This window comes from Pontimicrobium sp. MEBiC01747, assembly GCF_053601635.1.
This window is the reverse complement of sequence record NZ_JBSHNS010000003.1, coordinates 1-1,484: the sequence shown is the minus strand read 5'-3', so window position 1 is coordinate 1,484 and position 1,484 is coordinate 1. Positions and strand designations below refer to the sequence as shown.

General features: G+C 30.1%; 2 protein-coding genes. Both read right to left on the bottom strand.

From position 1 onward, the window contains the following. Positions 1-301 precede the first annotated feature (301 nt). Positions 302-1,066: a TIGR02757 family protein gene (locus tag ACVC2P_RS00030; RefSeq protein ID WP_452596445.1), complete on the bottom strand. Its 765-nt coding sequence runs from the start codon at positions 1,064-1,066 to the stop codon at positions 302-304. Beyond that, the coding region (locus ACVC2P_RS00025; RefSeq protein ID WP_452596444.1) for a hypothetical protein at positions 1,059-1,484 on the bottom strand (426 nt) is incomplete at its 5' end. The genes ACVC2P_RS00025 and ACVC2P_RS00030, both read right to left, overlap by 8 nt.

The following is a 1,484-nucleotide window of genomic DNA, read 5'->3' as shown; positions in this document are numbered from 1 at the left end:
ATCTATAGGGGTAAAAAACTCTTCTAACTCATTAAAATTTAAAAGTATACTAATTGCATTAAAAACATCATTTTTATTTTCAATAGACATATTTTTAATCCCTAATTTCTGTTGGAATACAGATTTTATTTCAGATTTTTTGAATTTGAAAGAATGCTTCATTTAGATTTAGTCAGTTAAAATTTTTTTGGATGCGTGCAAATATATAAAAACTAACACTAATTTGACTACTAGTGAAGTAAATAAAGTTTCTATTTTACCATTTAGGTTTGTTTAGTCTATAGGAATACTCGGTTAAATGCTAAAATCCTTCGAAAACACCAAGTCCAAAAAGTGCAAAATCATATTTTACGGGATCTGTATTATCTAGAGCTCTCAATGCAGCATCTAGTTCTAAAAGTGCTTTTCCATCGTTTTGCTTTCGCTTTAATAACCCTAGTTTTCGAGCTACATTACCTGAATGCACATCTAGCGGACAGGATAATGAGGCAGGGGATATAGTATTCCATATTCCAAAATCTACACCAGCATTGTCTTTACGAACCATCCAACGCAAAAACATATTAATACGTTTTGCTGCAGAATTTTTTAAGGGGTCACTAATGTGTTTTTGTGTACGTTGTAAATGTTCTATTTCAAAGAAATAGTACTTAAAATGATGAATGGCTTGTTGTAGTGAGTCTTTTTCTGCATGTTTAGCAAATATGGCTTCTAACCCGCCATAGGTTTTATAAATATGTTGCAATCCTTTTATAAAGGTTATAAAATCTGTACCATTAAAAGTACGGTGTACAAATGTGGTTAGTTTTTCTAAGTCAGAATCTGTATGGTTTATAACAAAATCGTATGGCGATTGCTCTAATAAATGCATCATTTTATTTGCATTGTTAATAATACTTTTACGATTTCCCCATGCGATAGTTGCACTTAAAAAGCCAGCAATTTCAATATCTTCTTTTGTATTAAATTTATAGGGTATTTGTACTGGATCGCTATCAATAAAATTTAAATTGTTGTATTGTTCAACTTTAGAGTCTAGAAAATCTTTAAGTTCTGCTTTAGTCATTTAATAAATTTTTTGAATAGAACCCTTCTTTTAATGTCTCGCCGCGTAATTGAGGAATAGTATTGAAGTAGGTGCTAAAATAATCTAGTTGTTCTTCTTTTAATGCGGGAAGCGGAATATTTCCTGTCCCCCAGAAAAAATCTATTTCTGTAGGTGCGTTTAATTTTAAATTTCCTACTGTAACAGTTTCATACTTACTGCTATATTTTGTGTTTTTATAAGGAAAGAAAGTATAGCTAAACCTGAACGTACTAGATTCTGTATGGTAGGTTGTATTGGTTAAATTACTATTGTTTATGGGATAAAGTAAAGGAACACAAATTAAAACTAATGCCCCAGTTTGTATTAAATACATGAGTTTATGCGATTTTAATATTTGTGCACTAGTAATTAATAATAACACCATTAAAAAAGGAAA